The organism is Pseudomonas sp. WS 5027, assembly GCF_012985695.1.
GTDB classification, from domain to species: domain Bacteria; phylum Pseudomonadota; class Gammaproteobacteria; order Pseudomonadales; family Pseudomonadaceae; genus Aquipseudomonas; species Aquipseudomonas hygromyciniae.
The window spans coordinates 21,701-47,545 of record NZ_JAAQWU010000028.1; the positions used below are offsets into that span (position 1 = coordinate 21,701).

Below are 25,845 nucleotides of genomic sequence, written 5' to 3' on the forward strand. Positions count from 1 at the left end.
GCGTGGGAAGTCATATTGACTACATATAAATTAACTCATTGATAAATAAGGAATTATTTGTTGGCACGAATGCTGAGTATCACAAGGTAATCATTCAGAAGCCTAAAAGGCTCAGGAGTCTCCCCATGCTTAGCGTTCAAGACCGTGCCATCGTCAAATCTACTGTGCCGCTGCTCGAAAGCGGTGGCGAAGCCCTGATCACCCACTTCTACCGCATGATGTTGTCCGAGTACCCCGAAGTGCGCCCGCTGTTCAACCAGGCCCACCAAGCCAGCGGCGACCAGCCTCGCGCCTTGGCCAATGGGGTGCTGATGTACGCGCGGCACATCGACCAGTTGGACCAGTTGGGCGACCTGGTGGCCAAAATCATCAATAAGCACGTTGCCCTGCAAATCCTGCCGGAGCACTACCCGATTGTCGGCAACTGCCTGCTGCGGGCGATTTCCGAGGTGTTGGGTGATGAAATCGCCACACCAGAAGTGATGAGTGCGTGGGGCGCGGCCTATGGCCAATTGGCCGATATCCTGATCGGCGCAGAGAGTGCCATCTACGACGAAAAAGCCCAGGCCGTTGGCGGCTGGCGTGGGGCGCGGTCGTTTTTGCTGGTCAAGCGCGTGGAGGAGAGCAGTGAAATCATCTCCCTGTACTTTGCCCCGGTGGACAACGGCCCGATCCTCGCTGCCGAGCCCGGCCAGTACATCGGCCTGAAGCTGATCCTCGATGGCGAAGAAGTGCGCCGCAACTATTCATTGTCGGCGCGTACCGACGCGGGCCTGTACCGCATCAGCGTCAAGCGCGAAGCGGGCGGGCGCGTGTCCAATTACCTGCATGACCAGATGCACGTGGGGGCGACCATCGACCTGTTCCCGCCATCGGGGGAGTTCACGCTGGTGGACAGCGACAAACCCCTGGTGCTGATCAGCGGCGGTGTGGGCATCACGCCAACCCTGCCGATGCTGGAAGCGGCGTTGGCGACCGAGCGCCCGGTGCACTTTATCCACTGCGCGCGCAATGGTGGCGTGCATGCGTTTCGCGACTGGGTCGATGCCCTGGCCGCGCGTCACCCGCAACTGCAGCGTTTCTACTGCTACGCCGAAGACGACGGCATCAGCCCAGCGGCGGACAAGCTCGGCATGCTGACCCAGGAGCAACTGGCGGCGTGGTTGCCTGAGGAGCGTGATGTGGACGCCTACTTCCTCGGGCCCAAGGGCTTTATGAGTGCGATCAAACGTCACCTCAAGGCTTTGGGTGTGCCTGAAAAGCAGAGCCGGTATGAGTTCTTCGGGCCGGCGGCGGCGCTGGAATAAGCGGCCGCTCTTCAACACCGCATTGGCCTTTTCGCGAGCAAGTCGAATCGTCGCACCGCCGCTCCCACATTTGATCTGTGAATACATTCAAATGTGGGAGCGGCGGTGCGACGATTCGACTTGCTCGCGAAGAGGCCCGAAAGACCACTACATTAATGTGCCGTTAACCCGTTTTGCCTACCCTCCCGCTGCCTACTGCTAAATTTTCACCTCCTGCGTGTAAACTTGCGGCCATTGGCACACCCATCATTAGGCAAAGGGAAACGGGGATGATTGACGAAATGCGGTTAGCGCGTGAGCGGCGCTTTTTGGTGTTGCTGGGGATTATCTGCCTGGCGCTGATCGGTGGCGCGCTCTACATGCAGATAGTGCTGGGTGAAGCGCCATGCCCACTGTGCATCCTGCAGCGTTATGCCTTGTTGCTGATTGCGCTCTTTGCCTTTATTGGCGCGGCGATGCGCACCCAGCGCAGTGTCACGGTCTTTGAAGTGCTGGTGGTGCTCAGCGCCCTCGGTGGTGTCGCCGCCGCCGGGCATCATGTGTATACCCAGCTCTATCCGGCCATCAGTTGCGGTGTCGATGTACTGCAGCCGATTGTCGATGACCTGCCCCTGGCGAAGATCTTCCCTCTGGGCTTCCAGGTCGATGGTTTCTGCAGCACGCCGTACCCGCCGGTACTGGGCTTGTCCCTGGCCCAGTGGGCGCTGGTGGCGTTCGTATTGACGGTGATCCTGGTGCCCCTGGGCATTTACCGCAATCGCAAGCACAGGGCTTAAATCGTCCGACAAAAAGCCCCGGTCCTGCTGATGCAGGCCGGGGCTTTTTTGTGTGCGGGCATTTTGTGAATGGATCGTGACGCTGGACAAGATTGGCGGTGCGCGAAGTGCGACACGTTGTCACAGTGAAGGTGCCGCAGGAGGTTTCCTACCCCTGGTTTTAACGGTTAATCCACCCTCCAGCAGTTGCTTTTACCTGTCACTTTCTGCTTGTGGCCGAGCCGCGAACGGCGTGCGTTACAGAACTTGCGGGGATCTACCAATGCCTTGTTTTTAGCGGGCTTGCCTGGGGTTTGGCGACCCTGGAAGGGCCCCTTGGATGCGACACAATGGGCAATAACACGGCATTTTTTGTGGTTTTTGTTGAGAATCAAACGCGATACGATCCCGAACCTTTGCAACAATGGCGCAGGATTATTGCTGGAATCGATAAAAATTATTTCTTTATAAGTCATGGTTTATACATCGCTAGCTAACTACAATCGCCCGCACTGAGTGTCCGGTGCTGCTCAACCCTGAGCAAATAGGGCGGTCGAGAGGCGAAAACATTGCTTCATGCGACCCCAGGTGCCGGCAGCCTTTCAACTATCCGCACCAAATGGAATTGGTCTGTAACAAGGCCTTTGACCAACGAAATCGAATAAGAAATCACCGCCAGACCTGGACGTGTCGATCAGCGCATGAAGCGCCGGGCAGGCCCTTATTCAATCGAAGAGAAATGCCAACCCTTGGCAGGGTGAAGTGTTGGCGATCAAAACCCAACTGCATTGCGCAAGCTGCTTTAGAGGTCGTGAGATGAGTAAAAACAGGTACACCCGATTACTAGGCATAGTGCCGCTTTTCGGCATGTTATTGCTGGGAGGCTGCAACTGGACGCTGCTCGACCCTGTGGGTCAGGTCGGCGTGGAACAACGTAACCTGATCATCACTGCTACCTTGCTGATGCTGTTGGTCGTGGTGCCAGTGATCGTGATGACCTTCGCGTTCGCCTGGAAATACCGCGCGTCCAACACCAAGGCCACCTACGCGCCGAAGTGGTCGCACTCCACCAAGATTGAAATCGCGGTGTGGCTGGTCCCTGTACTCATCATCATCGCCCTGGGCTACATCACTTATAAGTCGACCCACGAGCTGGACCCTTACCGTCCGCTGGAGTCCGACGTGCCGCCAATCACTATCGAAGTGGTCGCGCTGGACTGGAAGTGGCTGTTCATCTATCCCGAGCAAGGGATCGCCACCGTCAACAAGATCGTGTTCCCGGCCAACACCCCGATCAACTTCAAAGTGACCTCGGATGCGGTGATGAACTCGTTCTTCATCCCGGGCCTGGGTGGCCAGATCTACGCGATGGCGGGCATGCAGACCAAGCTGCACCTGATTGCCAACCAGAACGCCGAGCTCGACGGTATCTCCGCCAACTACAGTGGCGCGGGCTTTACCGGCATGAAATTCAAAGCAATCGCCACCTCCCAGGAAGACTTCAACGCCTGGGTACAAGAAGCCAAGAGCTCACCAAAACAGCTTGAAAAAGCTGAATACGAAGCCCTTGCCAAGCCAAGCCAGAACAACCCTGTAGAGCTGTACTCCTCGTACACGCCGGACCTGTTTCAGAAAATCATCGACAAGTATGAAGGGATGAAGCCAGGCAAGCCGGTCAAGCACGAGAAGAAAGAAGTGGCTGCTGTGGAAGGGACGGACGCAAATTCGCATTCAGCTGCCGGGGCAGAGGAGTAAACGATGTTTGGTAAATTAAGTTGGGAAGCGGTCCCATTCCACGAGCCGATCGTGATGGTGACCATCGCCATGATCGCGCTGGGTGGTCTGGCGCTGTTTGCGGCAATCACCTACTTCAAGAAGTGGACCTACCTGTGGACCGAGTGGCTGACGTCGGTCGACCACAAGAAAATCGGCGTGATGTACATCATCGTCGCCATGGTCATGCTGCTGCGTGGTTTTGCCGACGCCATCATGATGCGTACCCAGTTGGCCATGGCCACCGAAGGTTCGCCTGGCTACCTGCCGCCTGAACACTATGACCAGATCTTCACCGCCCACGGTGTGATCATGATCATCTTCATGGCGATGCCTTTCTTCACCGGCCTGATGAACCTGGCAGTGCCGCTGCAGATCGGTGCGCGTGACGTTGCGTTCCCGTTCCTCAACTCCCTGAGCTTCTGGCTGCTGGTTTCCGGCGTCGTGCTGATCAACCTGTCCCTGGGCGTCGGCGAATTCGCCAAGACCGGTTGGGTTGCCTATCCGCCGTTGTCGGGGCTGCAATACAGTCCGGGCGTGGGGATGGATTACTACATCTGGGCGCTACAGTTATCCGGGTTGGGTACGACGCTGACGGGGGTCAACTTCCTGGCCACCGTGCTGAAAATGCGTACCCCAGGCATGAAACTGATGGACATGCCGATCTTCACCTGGACCTGCACCTGGGCCAACGTCCTGATCGTGGCTTCGTTCCCGATCCTGACCGCTACCCTGGCGCTGCTGACGCTTGACCGTTACATGGATTTCCACATCTTCACCAATGAACTTGGTGGCAATCCAATGATGTACGTGAACCTGTTCTGGGCATGGGGTCACCCTGAGGTGTACATCCTGATCCTGCCAGCGTTCGGTATCTTCTCCGAAGTGATCTCGACCTTTACCGGCAAGCGCCTGTTTGGTCACCACTCGATGGTCTACGCTTCCGGCGCGATCTCGGTGCTGGGCTTCATGGTCTGGCTGCACCACTTCTTCACAATGGGTTCGGGGGCCAGCGTCAACGCCTTCTTCGGCCTGGCGACGATGCTGATTTCGATCCCGACGGGGGTGAAGCTATTCAACTGGCTGTTCACCATCTACCACGGCCGCCTGCGCTTCACCAGCCAGGTTCTGTGGACCCTGGGCTTCATGGTGACTTTCGCCATCGGCGGCATGACCGGCGTACTGCTGGCCATCCCGGGTGCTGACTTCGTACTGCACAACAGCCTGTTCGTGATTGCTCACTTCCATAACGTGATCATCGGTGGTGCGGTATTCGGCTACATCGCTGGTTTCAGCTTCTACTTCCCGAAAGCGTTCGGCTTCAAGCTGCACGAAGGCTGGGGTAAGGCTGCATTCTGGTTCTGGATCACCGGCTTCTTCGTCGCCTTCATGCCGCTCTATGCACTGGGCTTCATGGGTATGACTCGTCGTCTGAACGCCACTACCAACCCTGAGTGGGTGCCGTACCTGTACGTCGCCATGTTCGGTGCGGTGATGATCGCTGTCGGTATCGCCTGCCAGTTGATCCAGCTGTACGTGAGTATCCGTGACCGCAAGCAGAACGCCTGCGACTCCGGCGATCCATGGAATGCACACACCCTGGAATGGTCGACCTCGTCGCCACCGCCGTTCTACAACTTCGCCGTGCTGCCTAAGGCCGAGACCATCGACCCGTTCACCGAAGCCAAGGAAAACGGTACGGCGTACCAGCGTCCTGTGCGCTACTCGCCGATCCACATGCCGAACAACACCGCCACTGGCGTGGTGATGGGCGCGTTGTTGACGGTCTTCGGTTTCGCGATGATCTGGCACATCTGGTGGCTGGCTATCGCAAGCCTGGCTGGCACCGTGATCTATTTCGTGATCCACGCGGCTCGTGATGATCAAGGCTACATGGTGCCGGTCGACGTGATCGAGCGCATCGAAGCCGAGCAGCACGCTCGCCTGGTAGCCGAGAAGAAGATTCCGGCCAACCGTGTTGAAACCTCGTTGGAACAGGCTTAAACCATGTCGAACTTAGTGACCAATGCTGGACACGCCCATGTCGATGACCATGGGCACGATGACCATCACCACGACTCGGGCGAGATGACCGTATACGGTTTCTGGCTCTACCTGATGACCGACTGCATCCTGTTTGCATCGATCTTCGCGGTATACGCGGTACTGGTAAACAACGTAGCGGGTGGCCCATCGGGCCACGACATCTTCGAACTGAACTACGTACTGGGCGAAACCGCCTTGCTGCTGTTCAGCTCGATCACCTACGGCTTCGCCATGTTGGCGTTCTTCCGTGGCAACAAGGCAGGCGTGCTCAAGTGGCTGGGCCTGACCTTCCTGCTCGGCCTTGGCTTTATCGCCATGGAGATCAACGAGTTCCACCTGCTGATCTCCGAAGGCTACGGGCCTAGCCGTTCCGGCTTCCTGTCGGCGTTCTTCACCCTGGTCGGTACCCACGGTCTGCACGTAACCGCCGGTCTGATCTGGATGGCGATCATGATGTACCAGGTCAACAAGCATGGCCTGACGTCGACCAACAAGACCCGCCTGAGCTGCCTGAGCCTGTTCTGGCACTTCCTGGACGTGGTCTGGATCTGCGTCTTCACCGTTGTCTACTTGATGGGGACTCTGTAATGGCTAATGCACACTCCCATGACAGCCATGATGCGAGCCACGGCAGCGTAAAGTCTTACGCTATCGGCTTCATCCTGTCGGTGATCCTGACGATCATTCCGTTCGGCCTGGTGATGTACCCAACCCTGCCGAAAGCCACCACATTGGCAATCGTGCTGTTGTTCGCGGTGATCCAGGTGGTTGTCCACCTGTATTACTTCCTGCACCTGGATCGCTCCCAGGCCCAGCGCAACAACGTGATTGCGTTTGTGTTCACGGCCATTGTGATCCTGCTGCTGGTTGGCCTGTCGTTGTGGATCATGTTCAGCATCCACACCTACATGATGGCGAAGTGAGGTAAGACCCGATGTCGCTTAAGCACTTTATCCAAATCACCAAACCGGGGATCATTTTCGGTAACGTGCTTTCTGTGGCAGGCGGTTTCTTCCTGGCCTCCAAGGGGCATGTCGATCTGGCCATCTTCCTGGCGGCAATGATCGGCACTTCCCTTGTTGTGGCATCCGGTTGCGTGTTCAACAACTGCATCGACCGTGACATCGATATCAAGATGGAGCGCACCAAGAATCGCGTGCTGGTCCAGGGCCTTATCTCCCTGAAACTGGCACTGATCTTCGCGACCGTCCTCGGTGTTGCCGGCGTGGCATTGCTGTACACGGTGGCCAATCCGCTGGCGGCGTTGTTTGCCGTGATCGGCTTTGTCATCTACGTCGGCCTCTACAGCCTGTACCTCAAGCGCAAGTCGGTTCACGGCACGCTGGTGGGCAGCCTGTCTGGGGCGATGCCGCCGGTGATTGGTTATGTGGCTGTGACCAATAGCTTCGACATGGCTGCGCTGGTGCTGCTGGTGATGTTCAGCCTGTGGCAGATGCCGCACTCCTACGCCATTGCGATCTTCCGTTTCAACGACTACCTGGCGGCTTCGATTCCGGTATTGCCGGTCAAGCGCGGCATCCAGGTGGCGAAGAAACACATCCTGCTCTACATCCTGGCCTTCCTCGTGGCGACCTTGATGTTGACCTTCAGTGGCTACGCCGGCATGAGCTACCTCGCCGTCGCCGCCGCCATGGGTATGTACTGGTTGTACATGGCCTGGACCGGCTACAAGGCGGTGGATGACACCGTCTGGGCGCGCAAGTTATTCGTCTTCTCGATCTTCACCATCACCGCCTTGAGCGTGATGATGTCCCTGGATTTCCAGGTGCCGAAAGAGTTGCTGCTGACTTACGCCCACTGAGTTGGGATGCAATGAAAAGCCCCGCCTTCGAGAGAAGAGCGGGGCTTTTTTGTGGTTTATTGGGAGGATGAGTTCATATCCGTTGCTGCGGTCACGGCGGCTAATGGTTCCGCTCTTACAGCGGGTCACTTTGGAAAAGCCGGAGTGCCGGCCCAGCCCAAAGTAACCAAAGGGCTCTTGCCCCACCACTCGGTGCCTCGCCTAGGCTCGGCATGCCCACAGTCAGGCATTGCTCCGTGGGCCCGCCGCGATCGGCCATCCATGGCCGTGTCGCGGCTACCCCGGCATCCATGCCGGGGTGCCCACTGCGCAATACCTGCCTGCGGCCATCGTGGTTTAACGGGGCGCCTAAGATCAAAGGCCAGATCAAGATCAAAAGCAGAGCAACAGCAAAACCAGAGCGCGGAGATGCTTACCTGTGGGAGCGGGCTTGCTCGCGAAAGCGGTGTATCAATCAACAAATAAAGTGACTGACACTGCGCATTCGCGAGCAAGCCCGCTCCCACATTTAGAGGGGGATAGGGCTTATTGCTGGGCGATGCTGTAACCGTCAAACGCCGTCTGCTGTTGCAGCGCGCTGACGATGCTCTTGCGGGTCAGTGGCTGCTCGGCACCGGAGTTATCCACAAAGGTTTCGCTCTCAAGCTCGGCCTCATCGCCTTCACCCACAAAGCTGAAACCGAGGAATTCCAGCGCCTCGCGGTCAACATTGAGTTTGGAGCGCGGTGTGCGCAATGGCAGCGTTACGCTGATCCCATCCTTGCTGATCACAAACACTTCCACTTCCTTCTTCGCCCGTGCGGCCTTGCCTTTGCCGGCGCTTGGGTTGCTGATGGCCTGGTGGGTCTGGTTCAGCACCTTCAGCGCCAGGCCGTAGACCAGTTCCTGGAACTCGGGGTCGTCCTTGAAGCTGGAAAGGATGCGGCTGATCGAGAACTTGCTGCTCAGGTCTTCGAGGGCGGCGTTGTCGGCGGCTTCGGCGTCCTTGAGCTGCTTGAGCTGGCCCATCAGGTCGTAGGCCTTGTCATCGTCAAAGGCGTCGTGGGCCTGGCGGATGGCGACGCGCAATTCGCGGATCTGGTCGCTTTCCTTGGAGGTGTGGAACGCGTCCAGCACCATTTCACTGATGTTCTTGGCCGCTGGCACATGCTGTGAAAGATTGATGGCGTTTTCGTATTCAGCTTTGGATTGCAAGGTGACTACGGATTCTTCGGTACGGGAATCAGACATTGAAATTTCACTACTTCTGTAAGCGGGGAGACGAAAAAGCGTCGGGCATTTTCAAGGGCCAGGGTAGCAAGGTCAAGGCGGCACTCTGCCTTCATCGTCATCCGCGTCTACAGGCCCTGCATCTCCTGCAATTGCGCCTCCAACCGCTCCCGCAGGTCACTGCCGCGTCGGGCGATAAACACCAGTTGTGCCGAATTTTGCGCATGCTCGCCGCTGGCCAGGGTGAACTGGCTGCGGTTGCCCACATGTTGCAACCAGAAGGGCTGGTCGTTGCCCTGCAAATGCACCAGGCCTTTAAGGCGGAACACGTCCTTGGGCAGTTGCCCCAGCCAGTCGCGCAGGGCCTTGGCCGGCAGCGCCTGGGTGCCTTGCCAGGTCCAGCTTTCAAACAGTTCATGGTGCGGCGCCGGCACGGGAGTAAAGCCGTTGCGCGGGCTGCGTTCGCCCAGCAGCAGGGCGTCGGGGATCTGCGCCTGCACGGTGCTGATCACCCGTGTGCGCGCACCGATAGTTGCGCGCAGGCTTTGCAGTTCGGCGGCGCTGACCAGGTCGGCCTTGTTCAGCAGCACCAGGTCGGCACAGGCCACCTGAGCGCGGGACAAACGGGCGAACTCACCTTCCAGGGCGCCATAACCGCTGGCGTCCACCAGAGTGATCACCGTATCCAGATGCAAGTGCGCCTTGAGCTGTGGATAACCCAGGGTTTGCACAATGCGCTGCGGGTCGGACACGCCGCTGCACTCGATCACGATGCGATCCAGGCGCGGGCGCAGTTGGCTCAGGCTCACCAGTTGCGCCAGCAGGTCCTCTTGCACGGTGCAGCAGATACAGCCGTTCTGCAGGCTGAACACCGCATCGGTGACTTCGGCGATGATCGCCGCATCGATGTTCAGCTCGCCAAAGTCATTGACGATCACCGCCATGCGCCCATGTTGCGGCTGCTGGGCGATGCGGTTGAGCAGGGTGGTCTTGCCGGCGCCGAGAAAGCCCGAGACCACTGTGACGGCAATGCTGTCGTTATTCATTCGATCACCGGTGGCAGGCCTTGCCACACGGCTTGCAATGCCGTGTCTGCAAACGCGTTGAGACGGTCGTAGACCGGGCGGCCATCGACAAAGGTCAGCAGCACTTGGGTCTGGTGAATGTAGTTGCGCGCCGGCTGGGCGAACAGGTCGCGGTCGATCACGATCAGGTCGGCGCACTTGCCCACTTCCAGGCTGCCGGTGGAGTGCTCCAGGCCCATGGCGTGGGCGCCGTTGAGGGTCGCCACTTGCAGCGCCTGTTCCAGGGTGATCGGCTCGCCGAAGCAGTCCGGTTCCTGGTTCCACGGGTTCTGCCGGGTGACCATGGTTTCCAGGGCCAGCCACGGGTCAATCGAAGCCACCGGCCAGTCAGTGCCCATCACCGCCAGGCCACCTTCGGCCAGCACACCTTTGAAGTCGTAGATGCGCTTGAGGCGCTCGACGCCATAACCGGAGCGGGCACCGCTGGCAAACGGCGTCGGGTACCAGGCCGCTGGGGAGAACTCGGCGATCACGTTCAGCGCCTTGAAGCGCTTGAGGTTGCCCGGATGCAGCAAGGTGCTGTGGGCGCACTGGTGCCGAATGCCGCTATCGCCATTGACCCGCCGCGCCTCGGCCACGGCATCGAGGAACACATCGGACGCGCCGTCGCCGGTGCAATGGGCGATCACCCGCAGGCCGCGACGGTCCATGTCCACCACCATGTCGGTGATATGTTCCGGGGTCAGGTTGAGCTTGCCACGCCAGGTGGAATCGGCGGCCCAGGGCGTCATCAGGTACGAAGACTTGGGTTCCACGGTGCCGTCGAAGTGGAACTTCACCGCGTTGGCATTGAGCCGTGCGCTGCGGTAGTAGTGACGCTCGCCGCCCAGCAGTTCCCAGCGCCGGCGCACCGGGAAGATATCGTCCTGCCAACTGATCGCCGCTTCCACGCGCACGCTCAATTCGCCAGCGTCGTCCAGCTCCTTGAGGGCGTCCAGGCGCCGCTCGCAGACGTGTACATACTTGGTCGCGGTAACGCCACGCGAGCTCTGGAAATGCACGCCGTCGCGATAGGCCCGGCGCAGCACCGCTACCGGTGTGGGCGGCATGGCCGCGTGGATCAGCGCGTAGGCGCCGTCGATCATCAGGCCATTGGGCTCGCCGCTGAGTTCGTCGCGCTCCATGTAGCCATTGCGTGGGTCAGCGGTATGGCGGTCGATGCCGGCCAGTTTCAAGGCACAGGAGTTGACCATCATGGTGCCCCACATGCGATCCGGCAGCGCCACCGGGCGATCCGGCATGATGCTGTCGAGCCATTCGCGACCTGGGGTCAACCCGGCTTCGCGGAAGGTGTAGCGCACCCAGTATTGGCCGTAGATCCAGCCATCGCCGGGGTGGGCATCGGCGTAGGCGTGGATCGCCGCCGCCAGTTGTTCGGGGGTGGGGTCTTCGATGCCCACGTCCAGGTCATCGCTGTAGCGCGGGGCCAGGGCGAGGTCGGGGTGGGTGTGCATATCGTGCAGGCCGGGCATGCAGAATGCGCCCAGCAGATCGTGCTGGCGGGTCTGCGGGCCGATCAGGTGTTGCAGGTCGGCAAGGGTGCCCACCGCGATAAAACGTCCCCCGCGAATCGCCACCGCGTCGGCCCACGGTTGGGTCGGGTCGAGGGTGTAGAAACGGCCGTGGTGCAACACCAGGTCAGCGTGCTCGCCGACAACGGAGTGGGTGGAAGTGAATTGGTCGGAAGCGGTCACGGGGGAAACCTCAATATTCAAGACGAGCAAAGATCAAAGGTGGGAGCAGGCAAGCCAGCTCCCACATCTATCCCAGTGTTCACATAATCAGCGGTTGGCGCGCAGGCCCTCGACAAACCCGGCAATGCGCTGGCAGGCGTCTTTGAGGGTGTCGTCGGCGACGGTAAAGGAGATGCGCACAAAGCCTTCGGCACTGGCGCCAAACGCCTGGGCGTCGAGTACCGAGACGCCGGTGGCACGGAACAGTTGCCAGGCAAAGTCCATGCTCGACAGCCCCGTGCGGCGCACGTCCACCAGCATGAACATCCCGGCCTGTGGCACCCGGCAATCGAGGTCGGCAATGCCGCCAAGGCCGGCTACCACCAGGTCACGCCGGCGGCGATACACCGTGCGCGCATCGCTGACCACTTCGTCATCCAGTTCCAGGGCCTTGATCGCCGCTTCCTGGATAAACCCCGGCAAGCCATAGAGCATGCACAGCAGCAGGTTATCCAGGTGGCCCACCAACGCGGTCGGCGCTACTACCCAGCCCACGCGCCAGCCGGTCATGGCGTGGGTTTTCGACAGGCTGTTGAGCACCACGGTGCGCTCGGCCATGCCCGGCAATGAGGCGATGCTCAGGTGCGGTTGGTCGTAAGTGATCTGGCCGTAGACCTCATCGGAAATCACCCACAGGTCATGCTCACGGGCGACTTCGGCCACCAGTTCCAGCTCTTCCCGACTGTAGACGTTGCCGGTGGGGTTGCAGGGCGTGGCCAGGGCAATGCCCCGGGTCTTGGCGGTAATGGCCTTTTCCAGGGCTGCGCGGGTCAGGCGGAAACCATTGGCCGCCGGTTGCTCGATGGTTGCGATGCGCGCACCGGAAGCGTGGATGCACGCCTCGTAGGTCAGGTACATCGGCTCTGGCACCAGTACTTCATCGCCCTGGCTGAACAGGCACAGTGAGGTGGCGAACAGGCCGTTTTGCGCGCCGGCCACCAGGGCCACGTTCTCGGCCTGTACGGCAATGCCCTGCAGGCGACTTTGCTTGGCGGCAATCGCCTCGCGCAGCGCCGGCCGGCCCAGTACGTGGGTGTAGTGGGTGTCGCCGGCGCGCAGGGCGTCGACGGCGGTTTCGCAGATGGCGCTGGTGGTGGCGAAGTCGGGGTCGCCGACGCTCAACACGATCACATCTTCGCCACGACCACGGGCTTCGACGGCGGCGTAGTGAATATCCCAGGCGCTGACGGACTCGCCACTAATGCGCTCGACAAACGGTGAATAACGCATCCTTGTTCTCCTTAAATTGATTCAAGCCTGGCGCTGCGGGACTTTGCCCCAGCGCGAGAAGACGTGTTCGATCACGAACGCCAGGACAATGTAGATCACCGCCACGGCCAACAGGGGCTCATACACCCGCAGCGTCTGCGCCCGCACCAGGTTGGCGGCGCCGAGCAGATCGGTGACGGCCACGGTGGAGGCCAGCGCGGTGGCCTTGAGCAGCAGCACGGTCTCGCCCACCAGTGTCGGTTTTACCAGTTCCAGCGCCCGTGGCAGCCAGACTCGGCGTAGCACCATCAGGCGCTTCATGCCGAAGGCCCGTGCCGCTTCCAGCTCGCCCCGGGGCACGGCACGCAGGGCGCCGCGCAGTACTTCGCCGACATAGGCGCCGACACACAAAATCAGCGCCAGGGCCACGTACCAGAAACCTTCACGCAAGTACGGCCAGAGGAAGCTGCCGCGAATCAGCGGGTAGCTGGCAAACACGCTGCCCACCCCGTAATACAGGATGTAGATCTGCACCAGCAGCGGCGTGCCCCGGAATACCGCGGTATAGGCGCGCAGCGGCGCACTGATCAGCGGGTTGGACGACAAGCGCCCCAACGCCACCAGCACCGCCAGCAAGAAGCCGAACACCCCGGACAACGCCAGCAATTTCAGGGTGATGCCCAGGCCGTGCAGCAGCTCGTTGCCAAAACTGTTGATCCAAGAAAAATCCATCCACTGCGCTCCTTAGTGCTGCGGCATCCAGCGGTTGATCCGTCGCTCGAACACCCGGAAGGCGCCGTTGGAAATCAGGGTGATGATGAAATACACCGCCGCCACTGCCAGGTAGAACACCAGGTAATGCTTGGTGGAACCGGCCGCCTGCTTGCCCACCGAGAGCAGCTCGCTGTAGCCGACGGTGCTGATCAGCGCGCTGTCCTTGACCAGCACCAGCCACAGGTTCGACAGGCCGGCCATGGCAAACGGCAGCATGCTGGGCAGCAGCACCCGGCGTACCAGCAACCAGCGTTCGATGCCAAAGGCCCGCGCCGCTTCCAGTTGGCCGACGGGAATGGCCTGGATCGCGCCACGAATGATCTCCGCCGAATAGGCGCCCTGGACAATGCCCAGCACCAGCACGGCGGCGATAAAGCCATTGACCGTCACGCTGTCGCGGCCCATGGCGGCCATCGCCATGTTCAGCAGGTCGGTGCCGGCGTAATACAGCAGCAAAATCAGCAGCAACTCCGGCACCGCGCGGTACAGCGTGGTGTACAGGTTGGCCAGGCGCACCATCCAGCGCGGGCCCTTGAGTTTGATCATGGCCACCAGCAAGCCGATGCCCAGGCCCAGCACAAAGGCCCCGGCGGAAATCTGCAAGGTCACCACCGCCCCCTGGAGCAGGGCGTTGAGCCAGCCGTCGGCGACGAACAGCTGGGTGAGTTCGGACAAAGAAATCATGGCGCGTTCCGTTGGACGTTATTGCGCGGAAATATCGACGCTGAAATAGCGACTGCGAATTTTGTCGTAGGTGCCGTCAGCCTTCAGCGCCGCCAGCGCGGTGTTGAGCTGCTCGCGCAGGCTGTCATCACCCTTGCGCACAGCGGCGCCGATGCCGGAACCGAACAATGGATCCTTGGGCGCCAGGCCTTTGTCGGCCAGGCCGCTGCCGGCGCTGGTCTTGAACATCGGCTCGATGGTCAGGGCGTCGGCGAGCATGACGTCGATCCGTCCGCTTTGCAGGTCGGCGGTCATGTCGTCCTGGGTGTTGTAGTAGCGCAGGGTCGAACCCTTGGCGTAGTAGGCCTTGAGGTAGGTGGCGTTGGAGGTTGAACTTTGCACACCGATCAGCTTGCCCTTGAGGCCCTCGGGGGTGGTGAGCAGCTCCTGGTCTTTGTCGGCGACCCACATGGCTGGGGTCTGGTAGTAGGGGGCGGTGAAGGCGATGACCTTTTCGCGCTCCTCGGTGATGCTCAGGGAGTTGAGGATCACGTCGATCTGGCTCGACTGCAGCGCCGGAATCAAGCCGTCCCAGGACACTTCCTTGAGCGGGCATTGGGCTTGCAGGCGTTCGCACAGGGCCTTGATCAGGTCCGGTTCGAAGCCGCTCCAGGCGCCATTGCCGGCTTTTACGGAAAACGGCGGGTAAGGTTCCAGGGCGATGCCAAAGACAATTTTGTCGGCGGCAACGGCACTGTGGGAAAGCACGGCGAGCACGCAGCCGGCGGCGAGGGATTTCAGAGAGTTGTGCATGGCTTGACCCTTTCGAAGTTATTGTTTTGAAGGATGGAAGCGGCAGTTCAAACGCGATTGTCCTGGGCCATGACGAACTGGCGGCAACGCTCGCTGGTGGGGTTCTGGAAGACTTGTTGTGGCGTGCCTTCTTCTTCAACCAACCCTTGGTGCAAAAACATGACTTTGCTCGATACATCGCGGGCAAACGCCATTTCGTGGGTGACGAGGATCATGGTGCGGCCTTCTTCGGCGATGCCCTGGATCACCTTCAGCACTTCGCCGACCAACTCCGGGTCGAGGGCCGAGGTAGGTTCATCCATCAGCAATACGCGCGGGCGCATGGCCAGGGCGCGGGCGATGGCCACGCGTTGTTGCTGGCCACCGGAAAGGAAGGCGGGGAACGCATCGCGCTTGCTGGCCAGGCCGACTTTTTCCAGCAGGTGCTCGGCGTGGGCGATGGCGTCCTTGCGGTCTTCACCCAGCACATACACCGGTGCTTCGATGACGTTTTCCAGCACGGTACGGTGGGGCCACAGGTTGAAGCTCTGGAACACCATGCCCAGTTGCGTGCGCAGGCGAGCGACTTGATCCGGGTCGGCGATCAGCGGGTTGCCGGCGCGGTCCTTTTTCAGGCGCACTTCTTCGCCGTTGATGCGCAGGCTGCCGCTGCAAGGGATTTCCAACAGGTTGATGCAACGCAGCAGGGTGCTTTTGCCCGAGCCGCTGGAGCCGATCAGCGAGACCACATCGCCTTCATTGGCGCGCAGGGAAATGCCTTTGAGAACATGGTGCGCGGCATAGCTCTTGTGCAGAGCATCAATGGCGACCACCGGGGTGACTGGGTTCAAGGGTTTTCCCTCTTTATTTTTGTAAATTGATCAACCTGGACACCGCTCCCTGTAGGAGCTGGCTTGCCAGCGAAAAACGCAAGAACACCACGTTTATCCAGCCTGCCCATGTCATCGTTGACGACCAACGCCGGCAAGTTTGGGCGTGCCGTGCTGAAGCTCGAGAATAGCCACTGGCCACTTGAGGTCAATCGAGCATTTTTCCGTCGATCTTGAAATTTAATTCAACTGTCCGCTTTGCTGGTGGCTATGTCTGACGGCCGATTACGGCTATGGTGCGGGTATCTTTGAGCAGGTGAACATCCATGCGTTACCCCTCCATGACCGCCTTGCGGGCGCTGGACGCGGTGGCCCGGCTGGGCAGCGTGTCCGAGGCCGCCCTCGAGCTGAACCTCACCCCCAGCGCCATCAGCCATCAGATCAAAAGCCTGGAACAGACCCTGGGCTTTGCCCTGACCGAGCGCACTGGGCGCAATATCCGCATCACCTGGCAAGGCGAGCGCTATGCCCGGGATATCCACGGATTGCTGGCCAATATTCTTGAGGCCGGGCAGCGTTTCGATGGCCAGCAGGTCAGCGGGCGCCTGTGCATCAGCAGCCCGGCGGGCTTTGCCACCTATTGGCTGTGCACGCATATCGCCGATTTCCAGGCACTTTATCCACAGGTCGAATTGCACCTGATTTCACCGCGCACGCCAGACGACACTAGCGACCACGGCGCCGACCTGTTTATCGCCTACGGTATGGGCGACTGGCCCAACCAGCATGTGCAGAAGATCGTTTCGCTGCGTTACTTCCCGGTGTGCAGCCCGCGCCTGGTCAACACCATGGGCGGCCTGAAGAACCCGGAACACCTGGCCGGCGCACCGTTGCTGCATATGATCGACTACTCCGACTGGCGCGTATGGTTGGCCGCCGCGGGGGCGCCGAATGTCGATGTGCAGCGCGGCATCGTGTTTGCCGATGCGCACTTTGTGCAGTCGGCGTGCATCGCCAGCCAGGGCATCGCCATGGGCGACAACCTGATCAGCGGCGAGGCCCTGGCCAGGGGCTTGCTGGTGCGACCGTTCGAGACCGAGATCGAATCCAACCGTGGCTATTACCTGGTGGCCGATCACCAGAAAGTCGAACGACCGGTGGTGCAGGCGTTTGGCGAGTGGGTGAAGTCGCAGTTGGGAGGCGGGCTTTAACGCCAGGCAATCCGTGAATTTTTTTTGCCAATGGCCGGTAAATTTTTTGCTTGTCCGCCCTCCGGGTGCGCCCTAAGGTCTGGCCAATCGACACAGAACAATAAGAAGGAAATGAGCAATGACCACCTGCGCCCAGTCCCTGGTTCGCCTGCTGGAAGGTTATGGGGTAGATACCGTGTTCGGCATCCCCGGCGTGCATACCGTCGAGCTCTATCGCGGCCTGCACGGCAGCCGCCTGCGCCATGTCAGCCCACGCCATGAACAGGGCGCCGGCTTTATGGCCGACGGCTACGCCCGCGCCAGTGGCAAGCCGGGGGTATGTTTCATCATTACCGGCCCCGGCATGACCAATATTCTGACCGCCATGGGCCAGGCTTATGCCGACTCGGTGCCGATGCTGGTGATTTCCACCACCAACCGCCGCGAACATCTGCGCCTGGGCCATGGGCATTTGCACGAGTTGCCGGATCAACGGGCGATGGTCGCTGGCGTGTGTGCCTTCAGCCATACCCTGCAATCGCCGGAGCAACTGCCCGAGCTGCTGGCCCGCGCTTTCGCCGTGTTCAAATGTGCGCGTCCGCGCCCAGTGCATCTGGAAATTCCCCTGGATGTGCTGGATATGCCGGCCATCGACCTCAACCTGATGCCGCGCAGCCTGCCGGGTGCACCGGCTCCCGCGCCAGCCTCACTGCGTGCGGCGTTGAGCCTGCTCAATGAAGCGCGGCGGCCGCTGATCCTCGCCGGTGGCGGTGCCCGTGATTGCGCCGAAGTGTTGCAGCAACTGGCCGAGCGCCTGCAAGCGCCGGTGGCCCTGACCACCAATGCCCGTGGCTTGTTGCCCATGGGCCACCCCTTGTTGCTGGACGGCGTGCAGTCGTCCAGGCATGGCCGCTCGCTGTTTGACGAAGCCGATGTGATCCTCGCCGTGGGCACGGAGCTTGGGGAAACCGACTACGACTTCTTCGGCCTTGGCCCACTGAAATTCAAGGCACCGCTGATCCGCCTGGATATCGACCCGATGCAAGTCATGGGCGTGCAACGGGCCCATGTCGGGCTGGTGGGTGATGCCCGCGAAGGGTTGCAGGCGCTGCTGGACGAGGTCCGCCCGCCAGCCCCGAGCGGGCGTTGGGCGCAGGACAGCGTGCAGCGGGTCAACCGCCTGGAACGCGAGACCTGGAACGCCAAGCAGCAGGGGCTGCAAGGCTTGCTGGACCTGCTGCGCGACAGCCTGGTCGACCCGTTGATCGTCGGCGATTCGACCCAGCCGGTGTATCAGGGCGCGGTGGGCTATCAGGCGCCGGCGGCCAACAGTTGGTTCAATGCCGGCACTGGCTACGGCACTCTCGGCTACGGGTTGCCGGCGGCTATTGGCGCCAAGCTGGCCAAGCCCGGGCGACCGGTGGTGGCGCTGGTGGGCGATGGCGGCCTGCAGTTTGCCAGCAACGAACTGATCGCAGCCCGGGAGGCAGGTATCGGCGTGATCCTGGTGGTGTGGAACAACCAGTGCTACGGCGAGATCCGCGACTATATGCAGGCCCGGGAAATCCCTCCGCTGGGCGTGGATATCATGACCCCGGACTTTGCCGCGATGGCCCGCAGTTGCCATGTTGAGCACCACACCGCCGCCACGCCACAGGCCTTGCATGAGCTGTTGCAAACCCTGGCCGGCAGCCGCCAGCCGGTGATGATCGAACTCGACGCTGCGCAATACCTGCAAAACGCCTGAACCTTCCCCGGCCCTGATCCATATCAACGGGCCACCCTCGAAAATCCGCTACAACAAACCGGGGCTTACAAAGCCCCGGTTGTCCGCCTGATGACCTCATAAAAACGAAGATAAACCTGTACCCAGGGGCCAACCCCCAGGCCAGGTTATTAAAGGAATAATGCGATGGCCCTTTCTCTGTCACGTTTGGCCTTGATGGGGGCGACGCTGTGTCTTGCGCTTCCTCTGTATGCCAACGAACCCGCCAAACCCGATACCGAACTGATCGCCCAGGGCAAATACGTTGCCCAACTTGGTGACTGCATCGCCTGCCACACCGCCAAGCAAGGCCCCGAGATGGCAGGTGGCCTGGAGCTGAGCACGCCCATGGGCACCATCTATTCCAGCAACATCACCCCGGACCGCGAGACCGGGATCGGTAACTACAACTTCGAACAGTTCGACCGCGTGATGCGCGAAGGCGTGACGCCGGCGGGTATGAACCTGTACCCGGCGATGCCGTATCCGTCCTACGCGAAGATGAGCGAAGAGGACATGCGCGCCCTGTTCGCCTACTTGATGCAAGAGGTCAAGCCGGTGAAACAGGCCAACCTCGAAGCCGACATGGGCTTCCCGTTCAACCAGCGCTGGGGCCTGGCGTTGTGGAATTTGATGTTCCTCGACAAACAACCGTTCCAGCCCGACCCGACCCGGGATGCAGTGCTCAACCGGGGCGCCTATCTGGTGCAGAGTCTCGGCCATTGTGGCTCGTGCCATACCCCACGGGGCATCGCCTTCCAGGAAAAAGCCATGAGCGACGCCGGCAGCAGCGGCGAGCACTACCTGGGCGGGGAAACCGTCGAGCATTGGCGCGCCTTGAGTCTGCGCAACCTATGGACGGTGCAAGACACCGTGCAACTGCTCAAGACCGGGCAGAACCGCTTTGCCACCGTGTCGGGCAACATGGTGGATGTGATCCAGCACAGTACCCAGCACTTCACGGATGCCGACCTGACGGCCATTGCGACCTATCTGAAATCCCTGCCACCGGGCAAGGACGACCTGCCGATGCCGGCCGTCGCCAAAGGCCCCACCGAACTGCCCAAGGACTTGTTCACCAGCCGTGGCGGCCTGGGCTACATGCAGTTTTGCAGTGATTGCCATCGCAGCGACGGCGCGGGCGTGAAGGGTCTGTTCCCGGCATTGGCCGGCAACGCCGGCGTGGTTGCCAGCAACCCGACCTCGCTGCTGCACATCACTCTCACCGGTTGGGAAACCGCCGAGACTGCAGCCCATCCACGGGTCTACACCATGCCGGGCTTTGCGCGCCTGGGGAACAACGAAGTGGCGGAAATCCTCACCTTTGTGCGCACGCGCTGGGGCAACGAGGGGGAGCCGATCAGCACCGCCCAGGTGAAGAAAATGCGTGACCAGCTCAACCCGGTGAGCACCGACTCCTCGGCGTTCGAGACGCCGCGCCTGGCCAACCTGCTGGCGGCACCGAATGCCGACCAAGTGGTACGTGGCATGCGTCTGCACCTGCAAACCAAGGAGCTGCTGCCAGACAATGTCGGTAACTCCCTGAACTGCACCAGTTGCCATCTCAATGCCGGCACCGTGGCGGATGGTTCGCCGTTTGTGGGCGTGTCGGCCTTCTTCCCCAGCTACGCCCCGCGTGCTGGCAAGGTGGTGAGCCTGGAAGAACGCATCAACGGTTGCTTCCGCCGCTCGATGAATGGCAAACCGGTGCCGCCACAATCGGCGGATATGCTGGCGATGGTGGCGTACTTCGATTGGATGAAAAACAACACCAAGCCCGAGGACAAGGTAGCTGGCCGTGGTGTCGGCAAGATCGACCCGGCCATCAAGCCCGACCTGGCCAATGGCGAACAGGTCTACGCCAAGCAATGCGCGGTGTGCCACGGTAACGACGGCGAGGGCCTGGCCCGAGCGGACGGCACTCTGGTGTACCCACCGTTGTGGGGCGACCAGTCGTTCAACATCGGTGCCGGCATGGCCCGCACTTACACTGCGGCCGCGTTCGTCAAACGCAACATGCCAATCGGCTTCCATGAAAAATTCCCGTTGGGCCAGGGTGGCTTGTCGGACCAGGAAGCGGTGGATGTTGCCGCCTACTTCTCGCAAAAACCACGCCCGGACTTCCCGGACAAGGTCAAGGACTGGCCGAACGGCGGCAAGCCAGTGGATGCGCGTTACTAGCGCGGAGGCATTGGCTGGGGGAGTGGGGGCTGCTGGGCAGGAGGTCAGCTGTGGAGAGGGGGCTTGTCCCCCGTTGGGTGGCGAAGCCGCCCTAAAATCTGGCACCCGGTTGGGTCTGACATGTTGCGGCGATTGGATGGGGCTGCTGCGCAGCCCAGCGCGGGGCAAGCCCGCTCGCCACAACGGGTGCTCTGGCCGCAGTCGGCAGGCTGGCGGGGTAAATGTGGAGAGGGGGCTTGTCCCCCGTTGGGTGGCGAAGCCGCCCTAAAACCTGGCACCCGGGTGGGTCTGACATGTTGCGGCGATTGGATGGGGCTGCTGCGCAGCCCAACGCGGGGCGAGCCCGCTCGCCACAATGGGCGCTCTGGCCGCAGTTGGCAGGCTGGCGCGGTAAATGTGGAGAGGGGGCTTGGCCCTCGTTGGGGTGCGAAGCAGCCCCAAAATCTGGGTCCCGGGTGGGGTCTGACACGCTGCGGCGATTGGATGGGGCTGCTGCGCAGCCCAGCGCGGGGCGAGCCCGCTCGCCACAACGGGTGCTCGGGCCGCAGTTGGCAGGCTGGCGGGGTAAATGTGGAGAGGGGGCTTGTCCCCCGTTGGGTGGCGAAGCCGCCCCAAAATCTGGGTCCCGGTTGGGTCTGACATGTTGCGGCGATTGGATGGGGCTGCTGCGCAGCCCAACGCGGGGCAAGCCCGCTCGCCACAATGGGTGCTCGGGCCGCAGTTGGCAGGCTGGCGGGGTAAATGTGGAGAGGGGCTTGTCCCCCGTTGGGGTGCGAAGCCGCCCTAAAACCTGGCACCCGGTTGGGTCTGACATCTTGCGGCGATTGGATGGGGCTGCTGCGCAGCCCAGCGCGGGGCAAGCCCGCTCGCCACAACGGGCGCTCTGGCCGCAGTCGGCAGGCTGGCGCGGTAAATGTGGAGAGGGGGCTTGTCCCCCGTTGGGGTGCGAAGCCGCCCTAAAAGCTGGCACCCGGTTGGGTCTGACATGTTGCGGAGATTGGATGGGGCTGCTGCGCAGCCCAACGCGGGGCAAGTCCGCTCGCCACAACGGGCGCTCTGGCCGCAGTCGGCAGGCTGGCGGGGTAAATGTGGAGAGGGGGCTTGTCCCCCGTTGGGGGGCGAAGCAGCCCTAAAAGCTGGCACCCGGTTGGGTCTGATATGTTGCGGCGATTGGATGGGGCTGCTGCGCAGCCCAGCGCGGGGCAAGCCCGCTCGCCACAACGGGCGCTCGGGCCGCAGTCGGCAGGCTGGCGCGGTAAATGTGGAGAGGGGGGCTTGTCCCCCGTTGGGGTGCGAAGCAGCCCCAAAATCTGGGTCCCGGTGGGGTCTGACACGCTGCGGCGATTGGATGGGGCTGCTGCGCAGCCCAACGCGGGGCAAGCCCGCTCGCCACAACGGGCGCTCTGGCCGCAGTTGGCAGGCTGGCGCGGTGAATGTGGAGAGGGGGCTTGTCCCCCGTTGGGGTGCGAAGCCGCCCTAAAATCTGGCACCCGGTTGGGTTTGACATGTTGCGGCGATTGGATGGGGTTGCTGCGCAGCCCAGCGCGGGGCAAGCCCGCTCGCCACAGACACAGGCATGCGGGCTATTGTGAAACCCGGTCCTTGCCCGCAGCCTTGGACCGGTACAACGCCTGGTCTGCCCGCGCCATCAGGTTGGCGGGCGACTCGTCGTTGAGGCGTTGTACGACCCCCAGGCTCAAGGTCACCTTGAACTCACCCACGGGGGGGATTTCGAGGACTGCCCGGCGGATACGCTCGGCCAGTCCCATGGCGGCTTCCACGGTGCTCTTGGGCATGATCACCATAAATTCATCGCCACCCCAACGTGCCAGCAGGTCACCCTTGCGCACGCAATGCTCCAGGCGTTCGACCACTCGCAACAGGGTGGCATCGCCCACGGCATGTCCGTGCTGGTCGTTGATTGGCTTGAAGTCATCGACATCCATGGCAATCACCGCCAACGGCAGGCGAAACCGTTGGGCGCGTTCGCACTCTTGCAGCAAGGCTTGTTCCAGGCGATAGCGATTGGCGATGCGGGTCAAGGTATCGCGCTCGGCCAGGGAGCGGTTTTCGTTCAGTTGCAATTGCAGTTGCTGATTGACCCGCGACAGTTCGCGGGTGCGTTCGGCCACCAGTGCTTCCAGGGATTGGTTGCGCCGCTCAAGCTGTTCCAGGGAGCGTTTACGCTCGTGAATGCTGCGGTGTGCGCCGACCATGCGCCACACCGAACCATCAGGGTTGCGGGCGATCATGTAGCCACGGTCTTCGATCCACAGCCATGTGCCGTCTTTTTTTCGACAGCGGTATTCGGCTTGATAGTGGGGGGTGCGGCTATTGATGTAGTCATCGAAGACTTTCATCACATGGGGGTAATCGTCGGGATGGATCACGCTTTCCCAGGTGAAGACCGTATTTTCCAGGGAATGGGGATCGTAGCCCAGCATTTCGTACCAGCCGGGGTTGCGATAGACAAACCCGGTGTTGGCATTCCAGTCCCAGATTCCATCGCTGACCAGTTCCATGATGGCATGGACCAGGTCGGCATTGACGTCGAAAAGCTCACCTTTCAACGGATCCTTATCGGATATATCGCCCATCTGCGCGCTCCCTGCGAGGGTGCTGGCTCACTGTGGCCAGTCAGGTGTTAACGCCGATACTCCGTGGCTGGGCGTACTGTACAACGAGGTTTGCCTGCATAGAAGAGGCTGCAAATTTATGGCTAAGTGCCATTATTCGCGGCATCCAGGTTATTGCGGCTCTACCATCTGCGTGGGGGGCGCACCATTGGCATTGTGCTGGTAGATCGCCTCAGGCTGGCCTTGCTCGTTGAAGAATACCTGTCCGATGCCGGCACTGTTCCACAGGCGCTCGCCGGCTTCGGCATGTTCCGGGATATACGGCACCACCTGCATGCGGCGGCGGCGGGTCAGCCAGTTCAGGGGGGAGCGCGGCGAGTACAGCCAGCGGTTGAGGCGGTCGAACCATTCCAGCAGGCGCGGCGGGAACTGGTTCTTGATGCCGCTGCTGGTGATCTGCCAGATATGCGGCCCGACATTGCGATGGCGGATCAGTACCTTGTAGACGAACGAGTAGTGCACATCCCCCGAGAGAATCACGTAGTTACCCGGGGTGCGCGAGTGGCGAAAGATATTCAGGATCACTTGCGCGGCGCCACGGTGGGCCATCCAGTTTTCGGCATCGACCAACAGCGGGTAGCCGCACCAACTGAAGACTTTCTGCACGGTTTCGATCAGCTTGACGCCGAAGATCGGCGCGGGCGAAACGATGATTGCCGACGGGTGGTCCAGCAGTTCCTGTTGCAATTCGCTCAAGGCTTCCCAGTCCAGCAGGCCGGACGGTTGCTTGAGGGTGAATTCACTGCGCCAGCGCCGTGTACGGGTGTCGATGACCACCAGTGCGGGAGTGGTGGGTAGCACGTAGTGCCACTGTTGGAATTTCAGGAGATCTTCCAGCAATTGGTCCTGGCTGGGGGCGTGCAGATGATTGTCGTGGTCCTGGGCCGTGGCGGTCAGGGCCAGGGTTTTTTCCACGAGCTGGACGAAGGCGTCAGGGTTGTTGCCCCAGCCCTGGCAAAGCATATAGGCGAGCAAGGCGTTGCCGATGATGCGCTTGGAGAAGGGGTTGGCGTAGGCGGTCTGCTCCCACTGGGCGCTGAGGTTCCAGTCATCGGTAATGTCGTGATCATCGAAGATCATCAGGCATGGAACATGGGCGAAGACCCGGGCCACGCCGGCCAGGCCATCGCGAAACTTATCCACAGGCACCTGTTCGCGGGCGTAGCGTGCCCGTTCTTCAAGGGCTAACCGCGTGGGCGGTTGCGGGGCGATCAGGGTCCAGGGTATCGGCGACCAGGCCAGCAGGTACATCGCCATGACTTCGGCGAAAGTTACCAGGTGGTTGTCGGCGGTGCTGCTGGTGAAGATCGGTTTCTTCACGCCGCCAAAAAAGCGTTCGCGCAGGGTCTCGTTGCTCTCCAGGGCCGGCAACAGGTCGGCGCGATGGTAGTAGCTGGCGGGGTGGTCGTAGAGCCGAGTGCTGTCGTCCACCACTGCGCCATCGAGGTGTTCATCGAACAGGCCCAGGCGGGCAATCAGCCCATGAATGGCGCGCAGCATCGGCCCGGCGACATCGTCGGCATACACCTGGTCGCCACTCATCATCAACAGGGCTGGGCGCTGGGCCAGGCTGCGATCTTCGGCCAACAGGCGATCCGCGCAGAGCAGGCCTTCATCGGCGTAATGGTGGGGTTTGCGGCAAGAGCCGTGCAGCAACTGGCGGATACGGCTGTGCAGGATGAAATCCGGGGTCTGGGCATTGGCGTACAGCAGGTGCGGCGCCCACTCGGCGATGCCAGCTCCATCATGGGTCAGCAGGTCATAGTTGATGGGCACGTCCTGGGGAAGCGGCGTGTCCAGCGCTACATCGATCAGGTGGATAAACGCTGCGCGGCCCACGGGGATCACCTGGCAGCGGGTGGCGTCGAGGTCGATATCCAGCAACTGTTGGCGCGCCTGCTGGGTGAACTGCAATCGCAGGGTCAATGCCAGCGCTCGACTGCCCACTAGCCACAACACCAGGCGCCCAGGTTCCAGGCGACGCAACAAGGGGCCGGCGAGGACGGCGGGCAATGTGTCGGGTTGCAGCATGAAAAAACGGCTCTGTGCGGGGGATGATTGCAAAGTTTAACGCA

At 61.2% G+C, this 25,845-nt stretch carries 21 protein-coding genes and 1 pseudogene; 10 read left to right on the forward strand and 12 right to left on the reverse strand.

Translation table 11 applies throughout. The features are described from left to right. Nucleotides 1-125 precede the first annotated feature (125 nt). Both hmpA and HBO09_RS25455 read left to right on the forward strand, forming a co-directional pair. Nucleotides 126-1,307 (forward strand): NO-inducible flavohemoprotein, encoded by a 1,182-nt coding sequence (hmpA, locus tag HBO09_RS25450; RefSeq protein WP_169999099.1) that lies wholly within the window; start codon nucleotides 126-128, stop codon nucleotides 1,305-1,307. A gap of 269 nt (nucleotides 1,308-1,576) precedes the next feature. Next, nucleotides 1,577-2,083: a disulfide bond formation protein B gene (locus HBO09_RS25455; protein WP_169999101.1), complete on the forward strand. Its 507-nt coding sequence runs from the start codon at nucleotides 1,577-1,579 to the stop codon at nucleotides 2,081-2,083. Between the two features lie 167 nt (nucleotides 2,084-2,250). Here the strand turns inward: HBO09_RS25455 and HBO09_RS25460 are convergent, their stop codons facing one another. Further along, the gene (locus HBO09_RS25460; RefSeq protein WP_169999103.1) at nucleotides 2,251-2,538 is read right to left on the reverse strand and encodes a hypothetical protein; all 288 of its coding nucleotides are present in this window, start codon (nucleotides 2,536-2,538) and stop codon (nucleotides 2,251-2,253) included. 98 nt (nucleotides 2,539-2,636) lie between these two features. Next, nucleotides 2,637-2,851 (reverse strand): annotated as a pseudogene (locus HBO09_RS29235) (hypothetical protein). A gap of 27 nt (nucleotides 2,852-2,878) precedes the next feature. Here HBO09_RS29235 and cyoA point away from each other — a divergent pair. From cyoA to cyoE, 5 genes are read left to right on the forward strand one after another with little or no spacing between them, the layout of a single operon-like run. Further along, nucleotides 2,879-3,817, forward strand: a complete 939-nt coding sequence (gene cyoA / locus HBO09_RS25465; RefSeq protein WP_169999158.1) for a ubiquinol oxidase subunit II — start codon at nucleotides 2,879-2,881, stop codon at nucleotides 3,815-3,817. Nucleotides 3,818-3,820: 3 nt separating this feature from the next. Then, nucleotides 3,821-5,839 carry a cytochrome o ubiquinol oxidase subunit I gene (cyoB, locus tag HBO09_RS25470; RefSeq protein ID WP_029300211.1) on the forward strand — a complete coding sequence of 673 codons (2,019 nt, stop codon included), beginning with the start codon at nucleotides 3,821-3,823 and terminating at the stop codon, nucleotides 5,837-5,839. Nucleotides 5,840-5,842: 3 nt separating this feature from the next. Beyond that, nucleotides 5,843-6,469, forward strand: coding sequence for a cytochrome o ubiquinol oxidase subunit III (cyoC, locus tag HBO09_RS25475; RefSeq protein WP_038446230.1), 627 nt, complete (start codon nucleotides 5,843-5,845; stop codon nucleotides 6,467-6,469). Next, a complete protein-coding gene (cyoD, locus tag HBO09_RS25480) occupies nucleotides 6,469-6,804 on the forward strand; it encodes a cytochrome o ubiquinol oxidase subunit IV (RefSeq protein ID WP_029300215.1) in 336 nt (111 codons plus the stop codon). The genes cyoC and cyoD overlap by 1 nt, the downstream gene beginning before the upstream one ends. Before the next feature lie 11 nt (nucleotides 6,805-6,815). Continuing rightward, the gene (gene cyoE, locus HBO09_RS25485) at nucleotides 6,816-7,703 is read left to right on the forward strand and encodes a heme o synthase (protein ID WP_029300217.1); all 888 of its coding nucleotides are present in this window, start codon (nucleotides 6,816-6,818) and stop codon (nucleotides 7,701-7,703) included. A gap of 525 nt (nucleotides 7,704-8,228) precedes the next feature. Here cyoE and HBO09_RS25490 read toward each other — a convergent pair. From HBO09_RS25490 to HBO09_RS25525, 8 genes are all read right to left on the reverse strand, one after another. Further along, nucleotides 8,229-8,933 carry a hypothetical protein gene (locus HBO09_RS25490; RefSeq protein WP_169999105.1) on the reverse strand — a complete coding sequence of 235 codons (705 nt, stop codon included), beginning with the start codon at nucleotides 8,931-8,933 and terminating at the stop codon, nucleotides 8,229-8,231. A gap of 107 nt (nucleotides 8,934-9,040) precedes the next feature. Beyond that, nucleotides 9,041-9,958: a GTP-binding protein gene (locus tag HBO09_RS25495; RefSeq protein WP_169999107.1), complete on the reverse strand. Its 918-nt coding sequence runs from the start codon at nucleotides 9,956-9,958 to the stop codon at nucleotides 9,041-9,043. After that, nucleotides 9,955-11,691: an amidohydrolase gene (locus HBO09_RS25500; protein WP_169999109.1), complete on the reverse strand. Its 1,737-nt coding sequence runs from the start codon at nucleotides 11,689-11,691 to the stop codon at nucleotides 9,955-9,957. Before HBO09_RS25500 ends, HBO09_RS25495 begins: the two co-directional genes overlap by 4 nt. A gap of 87 nt (nucleotides 11,692-11,778) precedes the next feature. Next, nucleotides 11,779-12,960 (reverse strand): aminotransferase class I/II-fold pyridoxal phosphate-dependent enzyme, encoded by a 1,182-nt coding sequence (locus HBO09_RS25505; protein ID WP_169999111.1) that lies wholly within the window; start codon nucleotides 12,958-12,960, stop codon nucleotides 11,779-11,781. A gap of 21 nt (nucleotides 12,961-12,981) precedes the next feature. Continuing rightward, a complete protein-coding gene (locus HBO09_RS25510) occupies nucleotides 12,982-13,671 on the reverse strand; it encodes an ABC transporter permease subunit (protein WP_029300227.1) in 690 nt (229 codons plus the stop codon). A gap of 12 nt (nucleotides 13,672-13,683) precedes the next feature. Next, nucleotides 13,684-14,397 (reverse strand): ABC transporter permease subunit, encoded by a 714-nt coding sequence (locus HBO09_RS25515; protein WP_170060975.1) that lies wholly within the window; start codon nucleotides 14,395-14,397, stop codon nucleotides 13,684-13,686. Nucleotides 14,398-14,415: 18 nt separating this feature from the next. Beyond that, nucleotides 14,416-15,189: a transporter substrate-binding domain-containing protein gene (locus tag HBO09_RS25520; protein ID WP_169999113.1), complete on the reverse strand. Its 774-nt coding sequence runs from the start codon at nucleotides 15,187-15,189 to the stop codon at nucleotides 14,416-14,418. Nucleotides 15,190-15,236: 47 nt separating this feature from the next. Next, complete coding sequence (locus HBO09_RS25525) at nucleotides 15,237-16,019, reverse strand: ATP-binding cassette domain-containing protein (RefSeq protein WP_029300232.1); 783 nt, start codon at nucleotides 16,017-16,019, stop codon at nucleotides 15,237-15,239. A 305-nt stretch (nucleotides 16,020-16,324) separates the two neighbouring features. Between HBO09_RS25525 and HBO09_RS25530 the strand changes: the two genes are divergently transcribed. The 3 genes from HBO09_RS25530 (at nucleotide 16,325) to HBO09_RS25540 (ending at nucleotide 21,134) form a co-directional block, all read left to right on the forward strand. Beyond that, entirely contained in the window at nucleotides 16,325-17,209 is an 885-nt protein-coding gene (locus tag HBO09_RS25530) for a LysR substrate-binding domain-containing protein (RefSeq protein WP_169999115.1), read from the forward strand. Nucleotides 17,210-17,327: 118 nt separating this feature from the next. After that, complete coding sequence (locus tag HBO09_RS25535; RefSeq protein ID WP_169999117.1) at nucleotides 17,328-18,935, forward strand: 5-guanidino-2-oxopentanoate decarboxylase; 1,608 nt, start codon at nucleotides 17,328-17,330, stop codon at nucleotides 18,933-18,935. Between the two features lie 165 nt (nucleotides 18,936-19,100). Continuing rightward, complete coding sequence (locus tag HBO09_RS25540) at nucleotides 19,101-21,134, forward strand: c-type cytochrome (protein WP_169999119.1); 2,034 nt, start codon at nucleotides 19,101-19,103, stop codon at nucleotides 21,132-21,134. A gap of 1,583 nt (nucleotides 21,135-22,717) precedes the next feature. On the opposite strand, the gene HBO09_RS25545 is transcribed toward HBO09_RS25540, so the two are convergent. Both HBO09_RS25545 and HBO09_RS25550 read right to left on the reverse strand, forming a co-directional pair. After that, entirely contained in the window at nucleotides 22,718-23,731 is a 1,014-nt protein-coding gene (locus tag HBO09_RS25545; RefSeq protein WP_169999121.1) for a diguanylate cyclase, read from the reverse strand. Nucleotides 23,732-23,881: 150 nt separating this feature from the next. Then, nucleotides 23,882-25,801 (reverse strand): alkaline phosphatase D family protein, encoded by a 1,920-nt coding sequence (locus HBO09_RS25550; protein WP_169999123.1) that lies wholly within the window; start codon nucleotides 25,799-25,801, stop codon nucleotides 23,882-23,884. Between the last annotated feature and the right edge of the window lie 44 nt (nucleotides 25,802-25,845).